The organism is Paenibacillus sp. AGC31, from assembly GCF_057334655.1.
Genome location: NZ_JBHFJH010000005.1, coordinates 252,642 through 271,984, shown reverse-complemented (window position 1 = coordinate 271,984; position 19,343 = coordinate 252,642). Strand labels below are relative to the sequence as shown.

The 19,343-nt window shown below is 48.6% G+C and carries 17 protein-coding genes; 2 read left to right on the top strand and 15 right to left on the bottom strand.

Annotation, left to right across the window (positions count from 1 at the left end; all coding sequences use genetic code 11):
• The 5 genes from ACE04G_RS04985 to ACE04G_RS04965 all read right to left on the bottom strand — a co-directional run.
• Positions 1-1,364, bottom strand: a 1,364-nt coding sequence (locus ACE04G_RS04985) for a tetratricopeptide repeat-containing glycosyltransferase family 2 protein (protein WP_486094206.1), incomplete at its 3' end; no start/stop codon positions are given.
• An 85-nt stretch (positions 1,365-1,449) separates the two neighbouring features.
• Positions 1,450-3,420: a tetratricopeptide repeat-containing glycosyltransferase family 2 protein gene (locus ACE04G_RS04980; RefSeq protein ID WP_449003707.1), complete on the bottom strand. Its 1,971-nt coding sequence runs from the start codon at positions 3,418-3,420 to the stop codon at positions 1,450-1,452.
• On the bottom strand, positions 3,377-5,659 hold the full coding sequence (locus tag ACE04G_RS04975; protein WP_221819758.1) for a glycosyltransferase: 2,283 nt from the start codon (positions 5,657-5,659) through the stop codon (positions 3,377-3,379). The genes ACE04G_RS04980 and ACE04G_RS04975 overlap by 44 nt, the downstream gene beginning before the upstream one ends.
• 79 nt (positions 5,660-5,738) lie before the next feature.
• Complete coding sequence (locus ACE04G_RS04970) at positions 5,739-6,902, bottom strand: DUF6385 domain-containing protein (RefSeq protein WP_260632658.1); 1,164 nt, start codon at positions 6,900-6,902, stop codon at positions 5,739-5,741.
• A 45-nt stretch (positions 6,903-6,947) separates the two neighbouring features.
• Positions 6,948-7,445, bottom strand: coding sequence for a DUF6385 domain-containing protein (locus ACE04G_RS04965; RefSeq protein WP_221819759.1), 498 nt, complete (start codon positions 7,443-7,445; stop codon positions 6,948-6,950).
• A gap of 190 nt (positions 7,446-7,635) precedes the next feature.
• Here ACE04G_RS04965 and ACE04G_RS04960 point away from each other — a divergent pair, with 190 nt between their 5' ends.
• Entirely contained in the window at positions 7,636-8,178 is a 543-nt protein-coding gene (locus tag ACE04G_RS04960; protein WP_221819760.1) for a hypothetical protein, read from the top strand.
• Between the two features lie 31 nt (positions 8,179-8,209).
• On the top strand, positions 8,210-8,791 hold the full coding sequence (locus tag ACE04G_RS04955) for a hypothetical protein (protein WP_221819763.1): 582 nt from the start codon (positions 8,210-8,212) through the stop codon (positions 8,789-8,791).
• A 427-nt stretch (positions 8,792-9,218) separates the two neighbouring features.
• Here ACE04G_RS04955 and ACE04G_RS04950 read toward each other — a convergent pair whose 3' ends face one another.
• The 10 genes from ACE04G_RS04950 to trhO form a co-directional block, all read right to left on the bottom strand.
• The gene (locus ACE04G_RS04950) at positions 9,219-9,467 is read right to left on the bottom strand and encodes a hypothetical protein (RefSeq protein WP_221819765.1); all 249 of its coding nucleotides are present in this window, start codon (positions 9,465-9,467) and stop codon (positions 9,219-9,221) included.
• A 476-nt stretch (positions 9,468-9,943) separates the two neighbouring features.
• Positions 9,944-11,290, bottom strand: coding sequence for an MFS transporter (locus tag ACE04G_RS04945; RefSeq protein WP_449003706.1), 1,347 nt, complete (start codon positions 11,288-11,290; stop codon positions 9,944-9,946).
• A gap of 69 nt (positions 11,291-11,359) precedes the next feature.
• Positions 11,360-12,538, bottom strand: coding sequence for a winged helix-turn-helix domain-containing protein (locus tag ACE04G_RS04940; protein WP_221819770.1), 1,179 nt, complete (start codon positions 12,536-12,538; stop codon positions 11,360-11,362).
• Positions 12,539-12,731: 193 nt separating this feature from the next.
• Positions 12,732-13,526 (bottom strand): ABC transporter ATP-binding protein, encoded by a 795-nt coding sequence (locus tag ACE04G_RS04935; RefSeq protein ID WP_036606660.1) that lies wholly within the window; start codon positions 13,524-13,526, stop codon positions 12,732-12,734.
• Between the two features lie 2 nt (positions 13,527-13,528).
• Positions 13,529-14,389: an ABC transporter permease gene (locus ACE04G_RS04930; protein WP_397376247.1), complete on the bottom strand. Its 861-nt coding sequence runs from the start codon at positions 14,387-14,389 to the stop codon at positions 13,529-13,531.
• A 271-nt stretch (positions 14,390-14,660) separates the two neighbouring features.
• Positions 14,661-15,710 (bottom strand): ABC transporter substrate-binding protein, encoded by a 1,050-nt coding sequence (locus ACE04G_RS04925; RefSeq protein ID WP_221819778.1) that lies wholly within the window; start codon positions 15,708-15,710, stop codon positions 14,661-14,663.
• A 338-nt stretch (positions 15,711-16,048) separates the two neighbouring features.
• A complete protein-coding gene (locus ACE04G_RS04920) occupies positions 16,049-16,192 on the bottom strand; it encodes a hypothetical protein (RefSeq protein WP_486094202.1) in 144 nt (47 codons plus the stop codon).
• A 275-nt stretch (positions 16,193-16,467) separates the two neighbouring features.
• Positions 16,468-17,385, bottom strand: coding sequence for an Rpn family recombination-promoting nuclease/putative transposase (locus ACE04G_RS04915; RefSeq protein WP_449003705.1), 918 nt, complete (start codon positions 17,383-17,385; stop codon positions 16,468-16,470).
• A 195-nt stretch (positions 17,386-17,580) separates the two neighbouring features.
• Complete coding sequence (locus ACE04G_RS04910; RefSeq protein ID WP_221819786.1) at positions 17,581-18,228, bottom strand: helix-turn-helix transcriptional regulator; 648 nt, start codon at positions 18,226-18,228, stop codon at positions 17,581-17,583.
• A gap of 12 nt (positions 18,229-18,240) precedes the next feature.
• Positions 18,241-19,128, bottom strand: a complete 888-nt coding sequence (trhO, locus tag ACE04G_RS04905) for an oxygen-dependent tRNA uridine(34) hydroxylase TrhO (RefSeq protein ID WP_076216798.1) — start codon at positions 19,126-19,128, stop codon at positions 18,241-18,243.
• Positions 19,129-19,343 lie beyond the last annotated feature (215 nt).

Sequence of the window (19,343 nt, the reverse complement as noted above, 5' to 3'; positions counted from 1 at the left end):
TTGTGGTCCAGCGCCCACAGCGCCAGGGCCGCCTCTGGCCCGTGCTGCGCATGCGCCGCCCATGGCTGCAAAGCCGCCCGAGCCGCGGCGTCCTCGCCCAGCTGGGCCAGCGCAAGCCCGGCGGCCAGCGGCTGTGCCCGCAGCGGGGCAGCAAGCGCCGTCGCATGGCGCAGAAGCCACTCCAGCCGATGCGCGGCCAGCGCGGCCGGGATCAACGCTTGCCATGCCGCAGGCGGCAAGCTTACCCGAGCGGCAACGCTGGCAATGGCATGCGGCCGCCCTGTGGCTGCGGCCAGCAACAACAGCCGCTGCCATGCAGCCATGCTGCCGGGTTGCATGCCCAGCGCCGCTATGTACGCGGCTTCTGCCTCTGCCCAGCGGCCAGCCTGCTCATATGCCATGCCTTCCAGCGTCAGGCTGCGGTAGGTTCCAGCACCAGAGACTGATGTATACCTGCTGGCTGTGGAAGCAGCTGATTTAGCCTGTTTTAACCAATCCAAGGCTACGTCCTCTCGCCCTTGATCCAGTTCAAGTACAGCACCAAGCTCCAACAAATCCGGAAAATCCTCATACACGTGCGCCCATGCTTCCACGACAGCAAGCGCCCGTTCTGGGCTGCCAATCTCTCGCCAGGCGTAAGCCGATTTCAGCACCAGATCCGAGTGATATCCACACTCCGGCGTAAGCTGTGCCAATAACGGCTGCAACAACCGGAGTGCTTCATCATACTTCGCTAGCTGAAACCATTCGGCAGCCAGAGCATATAACAACTCCGGTTGGTTTCCCTCCTGATTCAACGCAGAGCGAATCAACTGCATGTTCCGTGCGCCTTTATTTTTGGCGGTAATCACCTGCTCCAGATATCCATAATGAATGACTTCAAGTCCAGAATGAAGCACACCTTGCGGAGCCAGTGCCATAATGGAAGAAGCAATCTCTTCATGAATTCTGCCCTGAAAAACAATTCGGGGATCATTTCGGAACAAACGACATACCGCATCCGTCACATGCTCTTCACCGGACACACCCAGCAGACTTGTGACCTGTATCCAGTATCCCCACACGTCATCCCTACTTGCCGCTAACAACCGCATGAGTTCTGTCTTCATCTGAGGGGTCTGTACCCATACCTCATCCGCATCAAGCACCAGAATCCACGGTTTCGTAGCAGCGGCCAGCGACAGATTACGGGCTTCACTGAAATCTCCGTTCCATTCCGTCCGAATTACAACGGCCCCATGGAGACACGCAATTTCAGTTGTATCATCTACCGAGCCTGTGTCTACAACGATGATCTCATCCACAACATCCCTGACTGCATTCAAGCACCGCTGGAGTGAACCGGCTTCATCCTTCACAATCATACACAAACTAATCCCTATGCCCAATTCATCACCACCCATTAACCCGCTGAATTAAGTTAAACCCCCGGACCTGCCTGATCCCCTCTCAGCTCTCAAACCCGTCCGCTCCCGGCAACTCCAGCCGAATATGCTGAACGACAGGCCAACAACGGTGTCGCTGTCCATCTGCATGCTGAGCGAACACCTCCAGATGATGATCCGCAGCACTAATTAATCCTTTCACCAGCCAACTGGTTCCTGCGAGGGAATCCGAAGCCCCAGGAAACGACTCAATGTCACTCACCTTCCCGTTTTCCTTTTTCCCTTCCATCTCTTTCTCCTTCTCTCCCACTCGAACGCTCTGTTCCACCGATAACCCTTCTCCAGCCAATTGCTGTCGACACATCTGAATCAGGCTATGCAGCTCTTTCCATCTCCCGGACTGTACACATCCTTCCATCATCAGTCCAAGCGCCTGCCAGCCATCATACTCTCTTCCTGCAACCGTTCCGTCTATGCTGGAGTCCATGTCCTTCTTCTTTGTCGCTCTCAGACCAACCGCTCTCCCTGTCTGCACAGCAGATTCCTCATTCGTTCCTTCACCCACCTGCGAACTACGCTTCAACCACAAGGTCAATGGATCATCTCCGTTGACTTTCTTCCCCTCAATCCACTCCAAACGTTCGAGCCATCGGGCAGACGAGATTGCGAGCAGCCCTTTTTTCCGCTGCACAGGTTCCAGTTTCAGACGCGCCTTATTCCATCTTCCCTGTTGGATTTGGAGCATCGCCTCCGCCACAGATAAACGCTCCCTCATCTCTGCGGAAGGTTGTGAGGATATATCCGATAACAATTGCAAAGCCGCATCATAACAACGACTTTGCTCCAGAATGCCCAATACTTTGTGTGTAGCCCCTTCCGAACTGAGTGCAAAGCGCTCCCTCACCAGCTCTGGAATCTGATGTTCCTGCCCGGAAACTCGCATAATCCGGAATATCCGATAGAGCGGCGGTAAGAGACTCGATTTGGCACGCACCGCCTCGACGTAAGCATCTACCGCACCCTCCAGATCCGCCCTTCCTTCCAGCAATCGCCCTAGTGTATGCCACGTCTGATAGGTGCCGATGCCTTCTTCCGTATGATATATGGGCGGAGGTGGTCCCATGCGAACAGCTTCACGGAGCGAATATTCTGCCCGATCTGCATCACCCAATGCGTCTGCACATACCCCGCGATGGTGCATCAGATCCGTGTACTCTGGAAAGAGTTCAAGCGCAGCGTCGATTCGATCCAATGCCTCCTGCCAGCGATTCAGATGCTGGAGACAACGAACTTCATATTTGAACAGCAAATGCGCGTAACTGGTCACCGCAGGATCAATCCCCATCCGAGCCATACCAAACGTCTCCAAGGCCCGCTTCGCTTTCCCCACACGCAGATACTCGACACCCAGATTATAGTGATGGAACGGCTGATCTGGTTCTTCCTCCACTGCCTGTTGCAGCAGGCGGACATTGCGGTTCACCTTATCTTTGCGCTCCACAATTGCTGTCTGATACCCATAATGATGGATGACCATGTCCGTCACATGAAAAGCAGCCTCTGAATTCCTACGGCAAATCGCCGCCGCAATCTGCTCATGAATTCGACCTTCGAACCGATGCTCCGGGGCATTACGGAAGAGACGCAAAACCGGATTCACGGTGCCCCCCTGCTGACCCGTACCTGTATAGTTATGAATGTTTAAAAACAATCCGTCGCATCCGCTGACCGTCGTCCAGCTCCTGATCTGCTCCCGCGCAGCCCTATCGAGCGCCTCGTCCGCATCAAGAAAGAGAATCCAGTCGCCGGAAGCGCGCTCCAGGCCAGCATTCCGTGCTGCGGCAAAATCTTCGCACCACTCAAATCGCACAACCACCGCTCCATATTGCTGCGCAATCTCCGCGCTGCGGTCCGATGAACCGGTGTCCACTACAATAATTTCGTCCACCGCTCCCTGGACACTGGCAAGACAATGAGGCAGCAACTCTTCCTCATCCTTCACGATCATGCATAGGGAAATTCGTTCCGCTTGCAAGCTGATTCCTCCTTTCCTTTGCATGGAAAAGCGTACGCCACGGGATGCCTCCGGTCGTTTGCAGTCTTTGTTCCAATGCGGTATATTGTGCAGCGAGTTCCCCTGAAGACAGAGAACGAACCAATTCCTGCTTAATCGCCTCCATTGCCAATTGCATGTAACATACCGCTGCTCCAACTCGAGCCTGCCACATAGCAGGTTCCTGTTCCAGAGCCTGCTCAAACAGAGAGAGCGCTTGATCATTGTGGCCTTTGGTATACAGCGTTTCACCCAGCCAGAATAACCCTTCGGCATCCAGCTCACTCTCGGTCATGCACTGAATCAGGATGTTCGCGGCTACCATGGTGTACCCGTGACAATATAGCAGGCTTGCCAACTCCCGCCGTACCGTTACGGATGTTCCCCGATGCTCACTCATCATGATTGCCCGCAGCTCATGCAGTTGCTCAGCAAGCGTAAGCTGCCCTGTCTTTATGGCCTGCTGCACAATTTTCTCTGCCACCAGCTGTGCCTGCCGACCCCATTGTAGAAGCTTCTGTTCTCCTGACTCAGGTTCCATGTAGCGTGGCTCTTTGGGCAACTGATGCAGCAAACGGTCAATGACCTTCCATACATCCTTTTCCTCTGGATACGCAGTTGCGAAGAATGTCTCGGTTAATCGTAATCCATTGGCCCAACAAGCCAGTGCCCAATTCATTCTGTGTTCTGCCTGTATGCTAACCCCATTCATACCCTCAGCTTCCCAGTGTTCTTCCACCAGTTGCAAGGCATCCGAAACCCTGTTCGCACATAACAACCAATGTATTCGATCTGCTACATGGATACGAGCACTACGCGTAATGGAATCCAGCATATTCAATGACTGCCCATATGCCCCGCAGCCTGCGAGAACATGAATCACATGCACCAGATGATCCTCATTCGTCACGGCGTATGGATGGGACAATTCACCACGAACCAAGTCACCATGCCCTGACTCTCCGATCTCTCTGCATCTGGCGAGCAATGTTTCTGCTATGTTCTCATCCGTTTCTCCGGACTGTTGCAGCACATCTGCCAACCCCATCCATGCCGGAGCATACACAGACATACTATCCAGAGCCAGCCCGTACAGATGTGCGGACTCATTCAGGAAGCCCCGTTTCTGTGCAAGTCTGGCCATGGCGGTATACGCTCTGTAACGGTCAGAACCCGCTTCCGTTACATATGACGCGTCTAACGTGCTACCGCTATTCCTCTGTCCATCACTATCCAGCGCCACCCGGCAATCGGTCGCTCGCGCATAGGATTGGTATGCACGTTCCTCCAAACCTTGCTGCTCCAACGTCTCCCCATACAACAGGTGCAGATCAGCATAAGATGGGTAACGATGCCTTTCCACAGCCAGAAGTGAATGCGCCTCTTCATATCGTTCCAATCCCACAAGGACTTTCCCATAATCTCTAACCAATGTAGGACGATATGGCGCGTGCAACTCTGTCAGGCGTAATGATTCACTGAACGCTTCAATTGCCTGTTCATTCTGACCAAGCTGGCAATAGGTCACGCCCAGATTATACAGTTGAAAGGGCTGTTTCGGATCATCCTGTAATTCACGCTTAATCAGCTTCAAATTACGTCTTGGCTTATGCTCCTGAGCAATCGCGGAAGCCAGATACCCATCATGAATGAGACATAGTGGAGCAAGCGGTTCATTCTCAACCAACAAATGTTCTTCATCTATACAGTTCTCGCTCTTATCCATATCGCCAGCCTCATACCGGACAGGCTCGCATGGGCCATTACGAACCAATTGCTCATGAATACGCCCCTTGTATCGATATCCCTGATGAGCACGGAACAGTCTCACTGGCTGAGAGATAACGCTCTCTTCTACCCCTTCTCCGTATCGGTTCTCTATAGTTATACGCAATCTTGTAATGCTTTTATGGACTTTAGGCAAATAATTCAGTAGTTCTTCCAACCCCTGCGTAACATACTCATCGGCATCTAGACACAGGACCCATTCGGTGCTCGCCAGAGGTAAACTGATATTCCGCGCATGTGCAAAGTCATCCTCCCAACGGGCGTGCAGCACCGTTGCTCCGTATGATCTGGCGATCTCGGCTGTACGGTCGGACGAGCCTGTATCGGTGATATAGCATTCCGTGCCGATATGCTTCAAGCTGTCGAGACAGCGGGGCAGGTGATGTTCTCCATTTTGCACAATCATATGGATTCCAAGTAAACGGTTCTGCAAATGTAACCACCTCCAATACAAAAAAAGCACATGAAGTCCACCAAAGGAACTCCATGTACCTATATGACAAACGAATGGGTTATGTGCCTTGTCCATTGAAGAACACATCAATCGTACTTGGTGCACCAACTAGGCTGGAGCGGTAGGATAGACGTGTATATTTGAGAAAACGCTGCGGAACCAATACATCCACTGACCCGGACAAAATGCCCGTCACCGTCGTCACATCCGTGTACCAGTTCGAACCGTTCGCACTGATCTCAACGCGAGCATCTACCCGGTTTACACCCGGTCCCCTATTGTATACAAAGAAAGAATACGTACCAAATACACTAGTGGTCACTGCTGGAAGCGGTGTAAAGGTGTTAGCCGTCGGGGTGCTAATGAGCTGCGACTCCTGAAAACTCTTCTGTGAAATGGACGTCACACTGCTGAGTGTCCCTGCCGTAATCGTAGCGCCGAGCACGCTGGTGATCGTTCCGTTTAACAAGTTCGTCAGTGTTCCTGCTGTAATCGTTGCTCCAAGTACGCTTGTAATCGTTCCGTTCAGCAGATTGGTCAGCGTACCTGCAGTGATTGTTGCTCCAAGCACACTCGTAATCGTACCATTCAGCAAGTTCGTTAAAGTTCCCGCTGTTACTGTTGCTCCGAGCACACTGGTGATGGTTCCGTTTAATAAGTTCGTCAGTGTCCCTGCGGTCACTGTGGCCCCAAGCACACTGGTGATGGTTCCGGCTGTGATCGTCGCTCCCAATACACTGGTGATCGTACCATTCAGCAAGTTCGTCAGTGTCCCTGCAGTCACCGTGGCTCCGAGCACGCTGGTAAGTGTACCATCAAGCAAGTTCGTGAGTGTTCCTGCTGTTACGGTTGCCCCGAGTACACTTGTAATGGTTCCGGCTGTGATCGTTGCTCCCAATACACTGGTAATCGTACCATTCAACAAGTTCGTCAACGTACCTGCGGTCACTGTAGCTCCAAGCACACTGTTGATCGTACCTGCCGTGATCGTCGCTCCAAGTACACTCGTAATCGTTCCGTTCAGAATGTTGGTAATGGTTCCGGCGTTAATTGTAACCGTGGTCAGACCTGAGATGTTACTGATGGTTCCGTCCAAAATAATACCAACCACGTTCCCGCTCGTATCCGTTCTGACAGGCTGGGCTGTGCCTGTACTATCCTGACCAAAAATCAACGTTCTCAGATTATCCGGATTCGTATTAAACGTTGTAAAGTTAGGCATGTGTCTCGTCCTCCTCCCTGGTCAAATCTGTGAGATCATACTCCCTTACGGCATACGCTGTGCCTGAAAGTAAACATCGAGCCGGGTCGGCTGATTCGGTTCAACGGATCGAATGGCAAGCCGGGTATAATGCAAAAAACGCAAGGGTACCAGCGCTTTGGTCTGTCCTCCCGCGACCACCTCCTGGCTGTCCACAGCATAATCCACGGCATTGGGGCTGATCTGGATCTGTACAAGAGCCGGATGTTTCCCCCGATTCACAACGCCATAGGTATACATGCTGAGTGATGAGGTGTCTTGTGCCGGGAGTGAATCCATGCTGTTACTGGTTTCGGCTCCGACATACGTATGCTCTGTAAAACATTGAAAAGCACCAGGGAGTTTCGTACGTGAGGAAGCACCCTGCTTGAACCGGGGACGAGTGATCCGGGAACAAGGAGGTTTCAGCAATTTAGCGCGGCAGGAAAGACGGGAGCGGCGGCGACTGACATATTTAGTTGGTTGCTTCTTTCTCTTCTTGCTTCGCTTCGCTGTTCGACTCATCTCGATTTCCCCTTAAAAAATGTGCTTACGCATCGTATGCCCGGATTGGAAATACGGGCACGGCAACCGCCGTTATTTCCAGATATACGGTTCAGTCCCCAATCCCTTCTTCTTCATTACACATACACTGCAAGTACAATGAAATGCGATTCAAACGGATTATTTCTCAAAATGAACTGGTTTATGGGAGGTGGATGAGATAACCAACTATAATGTATTCAACCAATCCAATGGTCCTCTGTTTACTCAACTGACCAATACCTTCTCGGCACCTGGAATTGAAGCTTCACCAGACAGCGGTGCAGCTGCTGCAGGCAGCTTTTTTGCCCTAACGACCAACAATTCCTCGATTCCTTCCAACCAGAACCTTCTACTACAAGTCGTGAATGCAGCAGGTAGCGGAAGAACTTTGCGAATCTCCGGCCTCACCGGGGGAACTACAGCAGCAGCTACCCTGGTCATCTACTCTGGTGGAACGGTGACTGGTGGGAGTACACCTGTACCCGTCAATACACTACTTGGAAACACGAACACCAGTGTAGTTTCCACAAGGCAGAATACAGGTACATTGGGTGGTGCCTTCACGAGCCTAACCAGTATCCCGCTGACAGCAGGTATGTATTTACTCAATCTGAACGGCTCAATTATTGTTCCACCAGGACAAACATTATCCATAAGCGTAGGTACGGGGAATCAGACTGCAGCCATTAACCTGTTCTGGTGGGAATTCTGAGTGTGATTATATGTAGAAGGTGGTGTAACCAGTGCCAAACAATAATGTATTTAACCCGTTAAGCCAGCCCGTCTATACGTCGAATACCAACACATATACCTCTCCCGGCATTGTTGCCCCACCGGAGAACGATGCCGGCAATACAGGCAATCTGTACAATGCAGGTTCCACCAATTCCACAACACTGGGGTTGCTGGGAGGAACGGTGATCGCCACCGTACAATTGGCCAATCCCGCAGGGAGTGGGAAAACCCTATACGTATCACGGCTCTCCGGCGGAATCACGGTATCACTCAATCTATTATCTTCCTTCAGTGGTTCCATGAGTCTGAGCGCGAATGGAACACTGACATCGCCCACCACACTAACATCAGTAAACAGCAATCTTTCCAGCAGCAATACCAGCGTAGCCACGGTACGGTTCTCTGCTGCTACACCTTCAGGAGCGACCCCATTGATGGCTATGCCCCTTCAAGCAGGGCCGTTTCTGTCCAATGAATATGGCCGTTACGTGGTTCCTCCGGGTCAAGCCATTAATCTCTCTGTCAGCGGATCACTTTCGGTTGGAGGACTGATGGCCTCCACTGCTTATTTTGCTTGGTGGGAAGTATGATTCGTTCAATATATAACATTCTAGGATAGCAAACGGCCGACACACATTAAAAAGAACCGGCATATGCCAGTTCTCGCCATGTTTTAATCTCTTTAGTGTCTATCTTTCTTATTTCCCTAAAAGCATATGGATTTGTACTTCGAAGATCGAACCATCAAAAAAGCACTCTATCATAATCCGTTACCTCTACCGATTGTTCAGCACAGAGCATAATGAATTGCTCCCACTCCGGTTTTAATAAGTTATCTACACTTATACCTTCTAAGTAGTTACGAGAATGTAATGGCCACCTAATGTGGCGGCGACACGTAAAAATTCATGCTTGCAGTGTGTTATATTCTCACGGACATAAAATCGATTCATTTAAGATCAAAAAGAGCACCCGTATGGATGCTCTCTAAGAATGAGTAAAACGATGATTTATTATTCAATGCACTTCTTTCTTTTTGTCCATTTCAGCCCATACTAGATAAATAATTCCTAGACATAGTGCAATTATTTCTGGGACAAAAGAAAAGGATCTAGTAACTGACAAAGCGTACTCAAACATACCCTCACCTAAAACATTATCTTTGCGGCCCATAATTGCCGCAACAATAAAATGTGTACTATTTCTCGAAATAAACAATATGGCAGAGATGACAAGGAGGGTAATACCAGCTGCCCGTTTATTCATATAATCATTCCTCCTTGGTATCAATAGATTGGTTTTAATTCGGAACTGTATCAGTTTCCATTATTACATAGAGCCCATCAGGCAATCCTGCATTTCCTTTTTTCGCGATATAAACGTCTAGAAAATATGTCTCATCAGTTATTTTCACATTGGTCTTACCATCGAAGTTCCATAGTTCTTCATACATTGTACCAAAAGAATTACTCATGTTGGGAGTATATTGCATCCATGAGTATTTTTTTGGAGGTATTGGTTGAGCAATTGAATCAGTGTTAGAGTATGAGTTGCTCCACGATGCCCCATGCTTGTCGTATCTTATTTACATGTAAGTTGGCTTCCCTCGGCTTTGGTAAAACCATGATTATCTCCTCACTCTTTTATGGTAGGAACAGCTAGCTATTAAGAGAGTCCCAAGTTTCAATATGGCTAGTTGTCTGACTGTGGATACAATGATGTTAGGAATCGGATCAAAGCTGTCAGTCCAATTCCTGCGGAATAGTCTTTTTTGCATCAGACACCAGAGGCTGCTTCCCTTCCCACAAGATGTGCTGTAGTAGTATGCCGGTAAGACCAATTACCAGCGTAGCGAGACCGATATATTGAAAGGTGGGGCTCGGCCCAGCAACTCGAATGAGCGCTCCACCTGCAAGTGGAGCTACAACCAGTACAACACTGGACAGTGAATTTTGAATGCCGAAGACGCGCCCTACATAAGCAGGAGGGGTCTCTTTTTGCAGCAAATAATTCAGTGTTACCATAAAGAGTCCATTACCCAGCCCGATGCAGAGGCCCCAGATAATGACCCAAATTTCGGGTGTTTGTGGGCCGATCCACCCCAGCGCAGCAATTCCGGCACCCACGAACAGATATCCTCCACCCAGCCCCCACCCATACCCAATTCTCGGCAAGCGATTTAACAACAAAATGATAACAACTGCCCCGGCTCCTGCCGAAGACCCCAACCAGCCGAGCAGTGATTCATTACCCGGCTTGATCTCCCGAAACAGGGTCGTAAACTGATAATCAATCATGAGAATGGCCATGAGTCCAAAACAGCCGAACAGAATCGTGCTCAGCACGGTGCGACTGCTCTGAATAAAAAGCCAACCTTGCTTCCACTGGGAGAACAAGGATTCAGTTCCATCCTTTTCACTAGCAGCACTTCCGTCTGATTCAACGGACTCCGACTTCTCCACCAAACGCCGCAAGGGCCATAATACTGCGCCTGACAACAGGCGGGTACAGGCATTAATGACAATACAGATTTGTGGTGAAAAGAAGGCCAAAATGACTGCACCCAGAAGTGGTCCCGCCACTTTCGAACACTGGCTCACAAAGCCGTTAAGAGACGATGCCTGAAACAGATGCTCCTCTGCCACCACCTGGCGGGTTAACGCCTGCTGAGCTGGAACGTGAAAAACTCCCATCATGGCCCGCAGGACAAGCAGTGGAAGCAACCATATCGGGCTTGGTGCGAATAAAATAGCAACGGTTAATCCCACGGTGATCACATCACACAAGATCATGATCTTTACTTTGTGCAGTCGATCAGCCAGGGCGCCTGCAAAGGAGCCCAGCAGTATGCCTGGGACAGCCATACATACAGGAATCAGCGCAATGATCAGTGGATCGGCGCCCCAGCGGTAGGCCACCATCACCTGGATGGCGAGTGCATCGAACCAATCTCCAAACGTAGCCAACGAGTATGCGATAAACATGCGGACAAACCGGAGATTAGTCCATAAGCTTTTGGAAGATTCCGCAGATAAGGCGGTTAATTCGGTGGACTCATTGGATGTGGATTCATTAGAAATGACGGTCATACATGTACTTCCTCCCTTGATTACAGCCAATTGTGGTCTGTATGTTCCTTGGCTGTAATCATAAAGGAGTTATATCAGAGGAAGATCAGAGGATGGGGAGGTAGGAGATAAAAAGTTACGTATTTCATCTACAATTTGTGGTCCATATGCGGGTACACCGTAACTTTTGCCGATCTCTGCATACACTTGACGATACTTACTGCGAAGTCTGCCTTCAATTCGATGATGACCCAGGAATAGGAGAATCTGATATGCAGCATTCAGATATAGCGGTGCGTTCAGCGACATCTTCAATACGTCTAGGCCATCATCCATTCTAAGTTCCGCTTCACGAACTCGTCCTTGCCGAAGCAACCATAACCCCTCCATCACCTGAAAACGTCCGATCTCTCGCAGATAGGGTGCATCCTTCAATCCTGACCGCAGGACTGCCATCTGGGCCTCAACAGCTTCACCGCTGCCACCCCACAGTTCCACATATAACGCTGCAAGTGCTACAGGCAGTCTGAAATTCTTGAGTTCGTCTGTCTCTATTACACGATATGTTTCTTCCAGTTGCTCTTTGGCACGTTGATATTGGCCCACCTCTACATAGACTTCGATGATGTTCAGAATGCGGAGTTCGCGAAGCTGATCGACAGATAATGCCGATGAATTCAGCGCTTGTTCATACAACTGAATACTATCCGCTGGCTCGATCAGGGGGTGCACGAAAATCAGTAGCCAATATAGTCGCTCCTCAAAGGGAATTTCCTTTGTTGTAATCAACCATTCCAGATCTCCCTGTATAAAACGGATATACAACTGATAATAAGGGGCAATCTGAATGCCGAGTGCTTCCTGCTGTTGAACCAGGGTCTGTATGGCGTTTCCCTGCCCAAACACGTGATATTTACGAAGTAAATTATGAATGGCATCCTGCATTTCTGGGTCCTGAACAGAAGGGCTAGGAGGTAGAACGGACTTGTTCTCTTGCACAGCAAGCCGATAACCGTATCCCCTTACCGTATCCAGACTGATCTCGTTCCAGTGCTTCAGTTTCTTGCGCAGGCGATAGATATGATCGTCCACGGTGCGTTCAACCGGATATTCAAGCGGCCATACCCGATCCAGCAATTGGCTGCGAGTGAAGGCTTTTTCCTTGTTTTCATACAGAAAATGCAGTAGTGCAAATTCCTTGGCGAGCAGGCGAATGGACTCTGTACGCCGCGTGACCGTATATGTTCCTTCATCCAATTGCAAAGACATGCCTGGTTCCTCCTATTATGTATAATTCGCTAATCCGAAATCGTATAGATTCATTCCACTTTCTTCAACGTGTTCAACATACCATAAAAACCCTTTGCGAGAACGCAAAAGGTTTTTATGGTCTAATTTATAGATGGCTTAGATTGTGGATTACGGTAAGTATATCTGTTCTTCCAACAAGTGTTCCCTTGCCTTACCCCAGCACGACACGATCATCTGCCATTTTTTTGCCGCTAATCCGTTCGAATTCACCAAGCAATTCAGGTACAGTCAACGTACGCTTCCGCTCTTCGCTGACATCCAGAATAATTCGGCCTTTGTCCATCATGATCAGACGGTTACCCAGACGAATGGCCTGCTCCATATTGTGCGTTACCATCAAAGTAGTCAATCTCATCTCTCGCACAAGTGTCTCCGTTAGTTCCGTGATCAGTTCAGCACGTGAAGGGTCAAGGGCCGCCGTATGTTCATCCAATAGCAGAATTTGTGGCTGGGTAAACGTAGCCATTAACAGGCTGAGTGCCTGCCGCTCCCCGCCAGACAAGAGACCCACTTTTGCATTCGGACGCTTCTCCAGTCCAATTCCCAGCTTCTCCAGTTGGGTGTTGAAAATCTCCCGTCTGGCACGGGTAACTCCGAAGCCCAGTCCGCGTCCTTTGCCACGTTTATATGCCATCGCCATATTTTCTTCAATGGACATATGTGGTGCTGTTCCTGCCATTGGGTCCTGAAACACCCGACCAATCCAGCTACTGCGTTTATGCTCCGGCAGGTTTTTAATGGAGCGGTCATTGATCAGCACATCACCCATATCCGGCTTCATCACACCCGAAATGATGTTCATCAGCGTGGATTTACCCGCTCCGTTACTGCCAATCACCGTCACAAAGTCTCCCGGATTCATCGTCAGATTCACACCAACCAGCGCGGTCTTCTCGTCCGTTGTGCCTGGATTGAACAGCTTGGTTACTTGCGTAATCTCCAGCATGATCACATACCTCCCTTCGCCTGTTGACCACCGGATCGCATCAACTCTTCCGTTCGTTTGCGAGCTAGACTACGCTGCTTCATGGAGCGCTGCATAGTAGGGAATACCAATGCAATAATGACAATTACAGCGGTGATCAACTTCAGATCAGATGTATCAAACCATTCCACTTGAAGGGCAAGCGCGACCACAATCCGATAAATGATTGAACCAACGATCGCTGCAAGTGTAGCCCAGAATACCGTTCTTGCTCCAAGAATAGCTTCACCGATAATCACGGAAGCCAGTCCGATAACGATCATGCCAATGCCCATCGTAATGTCCGCAAAGCCTGATTGCTGTGCAATGAATGCACCAGACAGGGCAACCAACCCATTGGATAAGCTGACTCCTACAATCGTAGTCACATCCGTGTTTGCACCAAAGCTGCGAATCATGCGTTTGTTATCACCTGTCGCACGAAGGGCCAGTCCAACATCTGTTTTCATGAACAGATCGAGCATGATTTTAAACACCAGCACAACGATGATAATTAGCACCATGACATGCTCACCTGAGAATGGATTATCCATACCCATAATGGATTTATTCGGTGCACCAAGGATACGCATATTAATGGAGTAGAGCGCGATCATCATCAAAATCCCGGATAATAATCCGTTGATTTTTCCTTTGGTATGAAGCAGACCTGTACAAGCCCCAGCCACCATGCCGCCAGCCATTGCCGCCAAACAGGCGAGCCAAGGAGAGAAGTCATTGGAGATCATAACCGCCGCGATTGCGCCTCCTGTTGTAAAACTTCCGTCTACGGTAAGGTCAGGAAAATCGAGTACGCGGAACGTAATATATACACCAAGTGCCATCAGTGCATATAAAAGCCCCAGCTCGATCGCCCCTTCAATTGAATTCCAGCTTATACTCACACTACTTCCTCCCTGTCTATCGAAAAGAATGAGGCGAACCCGTTGCACGTCCGCCTCGCATCCATACTGTCGGATTACACTCCGGTCAGATTATTGAATCAATCTCATAATTCATTAAATTATTGTTTCTGTAACTAGATATAGACAAATTGAATCGTTTTGATCTATATCTACCCTTGATTGAAGTAACTAAAGGTATTATGAATTGATTCTATTGAATAATGTTGTTTTCCTGGTCTTTAACTTCCGCTTTCATCTCATCCGTAACCGTGATACCTTGGGCTTCAGCCGCTTTCAGGTTCAGGATCAGATCCAGTTTGTCCGGAACGGTGACTTTCATATCACCAGGTTTTGTACCATTTTTCAGAATGTCCGCAGCCATCTCACCCACCTGATAACCATGGTCATAATATTTGAAGCCAACGGTTGCGAAAGCTCCTTTTTCAACGGTATCCCGATCACTGGAGAAGAACGGAATTTTATTACTGTTTGCCGTTTGGATGATCGTATCAACCGCACTCACGACAGAATTATCAAGTGTAATGTAGAAGGCATCTACTTTGCCAACCAGAGAGTCCGTTGCCTGTTTTACTTCAGATGTATTCGTAACTGGTGCTTTCACCAGCTTGATATTATGTGTTGCCAGCGCTTTTTCAGCGTTATCTGCCATAACCACCGCATTTGGTTCGCCTTCGTTAATGACCAAGCCTACCGTTTTCACATCCGGCAGATTTTTGGCGATAAAGTCAGCCAATTGTACGATAGCCTCCGGATTCGTATCCGATGCACCTGTAACATTACCGCCCGGCTTGTCCATATCGGTCACCAGTTTGGCACCCAGTGGGTCTGTTACTGCTGCGAACAACAATGGCTTGTCCTTCACTTGTTGAGCCAGAGCCAGCGCAGATGGTGTTGCGATGCCGAGTACGAGATCATTTTTGGAATCACCCGAGATTTTCTGTGCAATGGACAGGTTGTTCGTCGAATCACCTTGCGCATTATTGTAATCGATTTTGAGGTTCTTGTTCTCTTCAATACCCGCATCCTTCAGGGCCGCGATGAAACCTTCACGTGTAGCATCCAGGGATGGATGTTCAACAATCTGCGAGATGGCAATCTGGTATGATTTTTCCTCGCTGCCTCCACCTGTTGTAGTCCCTGATCCTTCGGATTCCGAGCCTGTACCGCTGTTATTTCCGCAACCTGCTGCAACGATCATTGAAGCAACCATCATCAGTGACATCCAAAATTTCTTTTTCATGTGTGAGAACCCCTCTCCATCTTATAAAATGTGGTTACCCTTATCGAGATTCCATTGACACGATAGGGCGGGACAAAACAAACGCTTCAACGCATTGTTGCTTTGATCGACAAAAGCAGACAAATATAGACTTTTCTCATGCGACTGAAGTCCATGACCCGTGTTGGTGTTTTATTGTTCCCCTAATATTAAGGGGCGTCCCGATATCCGTCAATGGTTGAACCGCTTCCAATTTACTTTCATCGTATGGTTGTGATAGAAAACATTACATAAAACATAAAAACCACCCACATTGTTCTGTAGATGGTCGCCATGGGTAAAACAAAATAAGGTCCTACTCATGAAAGTGGAGTATGAAGTCTTCTTCTAATCTCGTCCACAAGTATTGTTTTCTCCGCTTCCGATATGGCATCCGCGATCAATTTTCGTGCTACAACAGGCGCAATCCAAGGTTCGATATCTGCATAGCCAATACCGGACAACTTCTCATACTCCTCCATAAAGATGCGAATGCTGGAATAAAGGTATCATGCTCTCGAAGGAGTATGTTACCCGGGTTGGGATTACCGTGACATAGTTGCTGCTTCATGGGTAATTGATAACTGGGCAATCACGGCAGCTTTCTCCGCTCCAGACAAGTATTGTGCTTCATCATGAGATTTTTCATATTTAAAATTTTCAAAAAAAAAGAGGCATCCCTCCCAATGTACTTTGGGTATGGTCGCCTTATATCAATCAAAGGATAGCTCCAGAGTGCTTATTCCTTTTCTTTTTGCAGTTCCTCTAATTCAGATGAAGTTAGTCCGGTAGCCTTAATAATTGTAGCCTGATCAAGACCTAAAGTGAGCATATTCATTGCGATTTTTCGCTTGCTCTCAGCTTCACCTTCTTTGATCCCTTCTTTGATCCCTTCTTCGATTCCTTTTTGAATTCCTTCCTCCATGCCTTTCTTGAGACCCTCTTCTCGTGCGCCCTCAATCATGGAAGCTTCGTCCCATAGAAATTTCTGACGGTCGATATATCGTTGACGTGCTTGCTCATCCTGGCTCAGAAACTCCAATACACTCATGGCTTTTTTCAAAGCCGGTTCGGGTTCGTGCATCATTAACGCCTCCCAGCTTGATTTAGTCATTCCTTTCAGAAATAACAGCCAACGTACCAATCCATCCTTTATTTGAATATTTTCATCATTGAGCTTTGGTATTTCCATAAAATGAATCTCTATAACATCCGTCAACGGAATATCAGTTTGGTCTTCTCTTAAATGAAATACGTTGTGGTACTGATCATTAGCGAGCATTTTGAAATTAACAATGTTGATCGCTACGCATTTTTTGAGTTGACTATATCTCTGTCCTTCAAGTAATTGTCCGGAATATTGTTTACCCCAATAGAACAAAGTCCTCTTCTCTAAATCATACTGATTAAACAACTGCATTTCAACATTAATTAGCTCACCTTGATCTGTTTTGGCCCGTATGTCCAGTATGGACTGTTTATCTCTCGGTGTATCCTTGTCCAGATAAGGGTTGATTAACACAATCTCGGTCAGTAAAGATTCACCTGCATTTTTGAAGGTATGATTCAGAAAAGCCAAAAGAACATCCTTATTCTCTTCACTTCCAAAGATTCGTTTGAACACATAATCGTTCTTGGGATCAAGCAACTCTGTCATTATTATTCACTCCTACGCGCAAAATGGACAGGATATATCTGCTGAAGTATCAGCAGATATAAGGATGCGAACATGCACTGGATGTTAGCTCCATTATAACACGCATCGCCATACGTAAATAGCGTTTATACGTAATTCATTACCAGAAAAAGAGACTATTTCGACGAATCGAAACAATCTCTTTGTACAAACCAGTTAATTCCCCGACGCTTCGCGAATCTCATACTTGCACCTTTTGCCGCCATCGGCGTAACATTCGGTACGCTCTACCTCAGCTTGAAGTAGCGAGCGAAACAGTTCCAACTCACAGCGGCAAGCCTGCTTGTAGACACTCGCGACTTGCACAATCGGGCAGTTCATTTCCGTAATGACGTAGGTTCCATCGTCTTCTCTGGACGCATCCGCCATATATCCGTTGGTATTCTGGATTCGCGCGAGTTCCTCCACCCGTCCGGCCAGATCCTGGCCCTCCATCTGTGGCAATCCGCTGCGAAGCAGTTTGTCCCGGCGACTCTCGAACAATGCATCTACCACACCGCTCCCGGCTGAATCAGACAATTCTTCAAGCAGTTCCAGCGTAAGGGAGGAATATGATTTTGGAAAAAAGCTGTCCCCGCGTACCGTCAATTGGTACACCGAGGACGGGCGTCCGGCCGTAGCCCGGGCCTCCCTAACCTCAATCCATCCGTCCTGCTCCAGTGCCGTCAGATGACGGCGAATGGCCATGCCGGTCAGGCCCAGATCAGCTGTCATTTCCCTCGCGGTCAATGTGCCTTGCTGCTTCAGCATGAACAAAATCCGTTCACGCGTCGTTCGTTCCTCTTCGCGCTTCACGATCAGCACCTGCTCTCCTGCTTATGCGTGTACCGGTGCTGCCTCCCGGCAGGCATCCGAGCAAAAGCGGTTATGCGTCTCTTCGCAATCCTCACAGCTTACATGCTGCAGGTTGCAGGTTGGACAATTAATATATCGGTCATGTGTCGTTCCACAGTGATAACAGCTGGCAATGACAATATCCTCGTCTGTCCGGTTAATCGGTACAGAGATTCGCTCGTCAAATACGTAACACTTGCCATCGAACAGATGGCCTTGTACTTCCGGATCTTTACCGTACGTGACAATACCGCCGTCCAATTGAGCCACGTCCTGGAATCCTTCATTGATCATGAACCCAGTCAGCTTCTCGCAGCGAATGCCGCCAGTGCAATAAGTAATAATTGTTTTGTCCTTCATGTCACCCAGGTTCTCCCGAATCCACTCCGGAAACTCACGGAACGACTCGACATCTGGACGAATGGCCCCGCGGAAGTGACCAATTTCGTATTCATAATCATTGCGACCATCGATAACGATGACATCATCACGTTGCAGATGTTCATGGAACTCTTTCGGTGAGAGGCGTTTGCCGCTAATCACATTTGGATCAAGGTCTTCGTCCACGCGGAACGTAACCAGCTCTGCTTTGTGACGAACAAAGATTTTTTTGAACGCATGCTCTTCCACATCATCAATCTTGAACACCATGTCGCTGAACAGCGGATTAGCCAGCATATCTTTCATGTACTGTTCCGTCTGTTCTGGCGTTCCGGATACCGTACCGTTAATGCCTTCGGATGCGATCAGAATACGGCCTTTCACACCAAGGTCCTTACAGTATTGCAGATGCTCTTGTGTAAACGTCTCAGGGTCTTCAATCTTCACGAACTTATAATATAAAAGCACGCGGTACGCGCTGTTACACATGTATATCACCTGTTCCTATTCCATGTTGTTATTAGCCGGATCATCCGGCAAGACGACTACGTTGCACCCTTACTGTTAAAAAGAAAATAAACAGCCGCCCGAAACATCGTCTCGAACTGCTGCCTTACATTCGACTTTTATTCCTGCATTCTAGTTTATCGGAAGCGGAACAGCTTAGTCAATATAAATGTATAGAAAGGGATGAAAGATATGGA

Excerpts from the sequence above, each read along its gene's own strand:
- trhO (WP_076216798.1), bottom strand. The coding sequence starts at position 19,128 with ATGTGTAACAGCGCGTACCGCGTGCTTTTATATTATAAGTTCGTGAAG.
- ACE04G_RS04945 (WP_449003706.1), bottom strand. The coding sequence starts at position 11,290 with ATGACCGTCATTTCTAATGAATCCACATCCAATGAGTCCACCGAATTA.
- ACE04G_RS04925 (WP_221819778.1), bottom strand. The coding sequence starts at position 15,710 with ATGAAAAAGAAATTTTGGATGTCACTGATGATGGTTGCTTCAATGATC.
- ACE04G_RS04930 (WP_397376247.1), bottom strand. The coding sequence starts at position 14,389 with ATGGCACTTGGTGTATATATTACGTTCCGCGTACTCGATTTTCCTGAC.
- ACE04G_RS04965 (WP_221819759.1), bottom strand. The coding sequence starts at position 7,445 with ATGAGTCGAACAGCGAAGCGAAGCAAGAAGAGAAAGAAGCAACCAACT.
- ACE04G_RS04915 (WP_449003705.1), bottom strand. The coding sequence starts at position 17,385 with ATGACAGAGTTGCTTGATCCCAAGAACGATTATGTGTTCAAACGAATC.
- ACE04G_RS04950 (WP_221819765.1), bottom strand. The coding sequence starts at position 9,467 with ATGAATAAACGGGCAGCTGGTATTACCCTCCTTGTCATCTCTGCCATA.
- ACE04G_RS04940 (WP_221819770.1), bottom strand. The coding sequence starts at position 12,538 with ATGTCTTTGCAATTGGATGAAGGAACATATACGGTCACGCGGCGTACA.
- ACE04G_RS04935 (WP_036606660.1), bottom strand. The coding sequence starts at position 13,526 with ATGCTGGAGATTACGCAAGTAACCAAGCTGTTCAATCCAGGCACAACG.
- ACE04G_RS04970 (WP_260632658.1), bottom strand. The coding sequence starts at position 6,902 with ATGCCTAACTTTACAACGTTTAATACGAATCCGGATAATCTGAGAACG.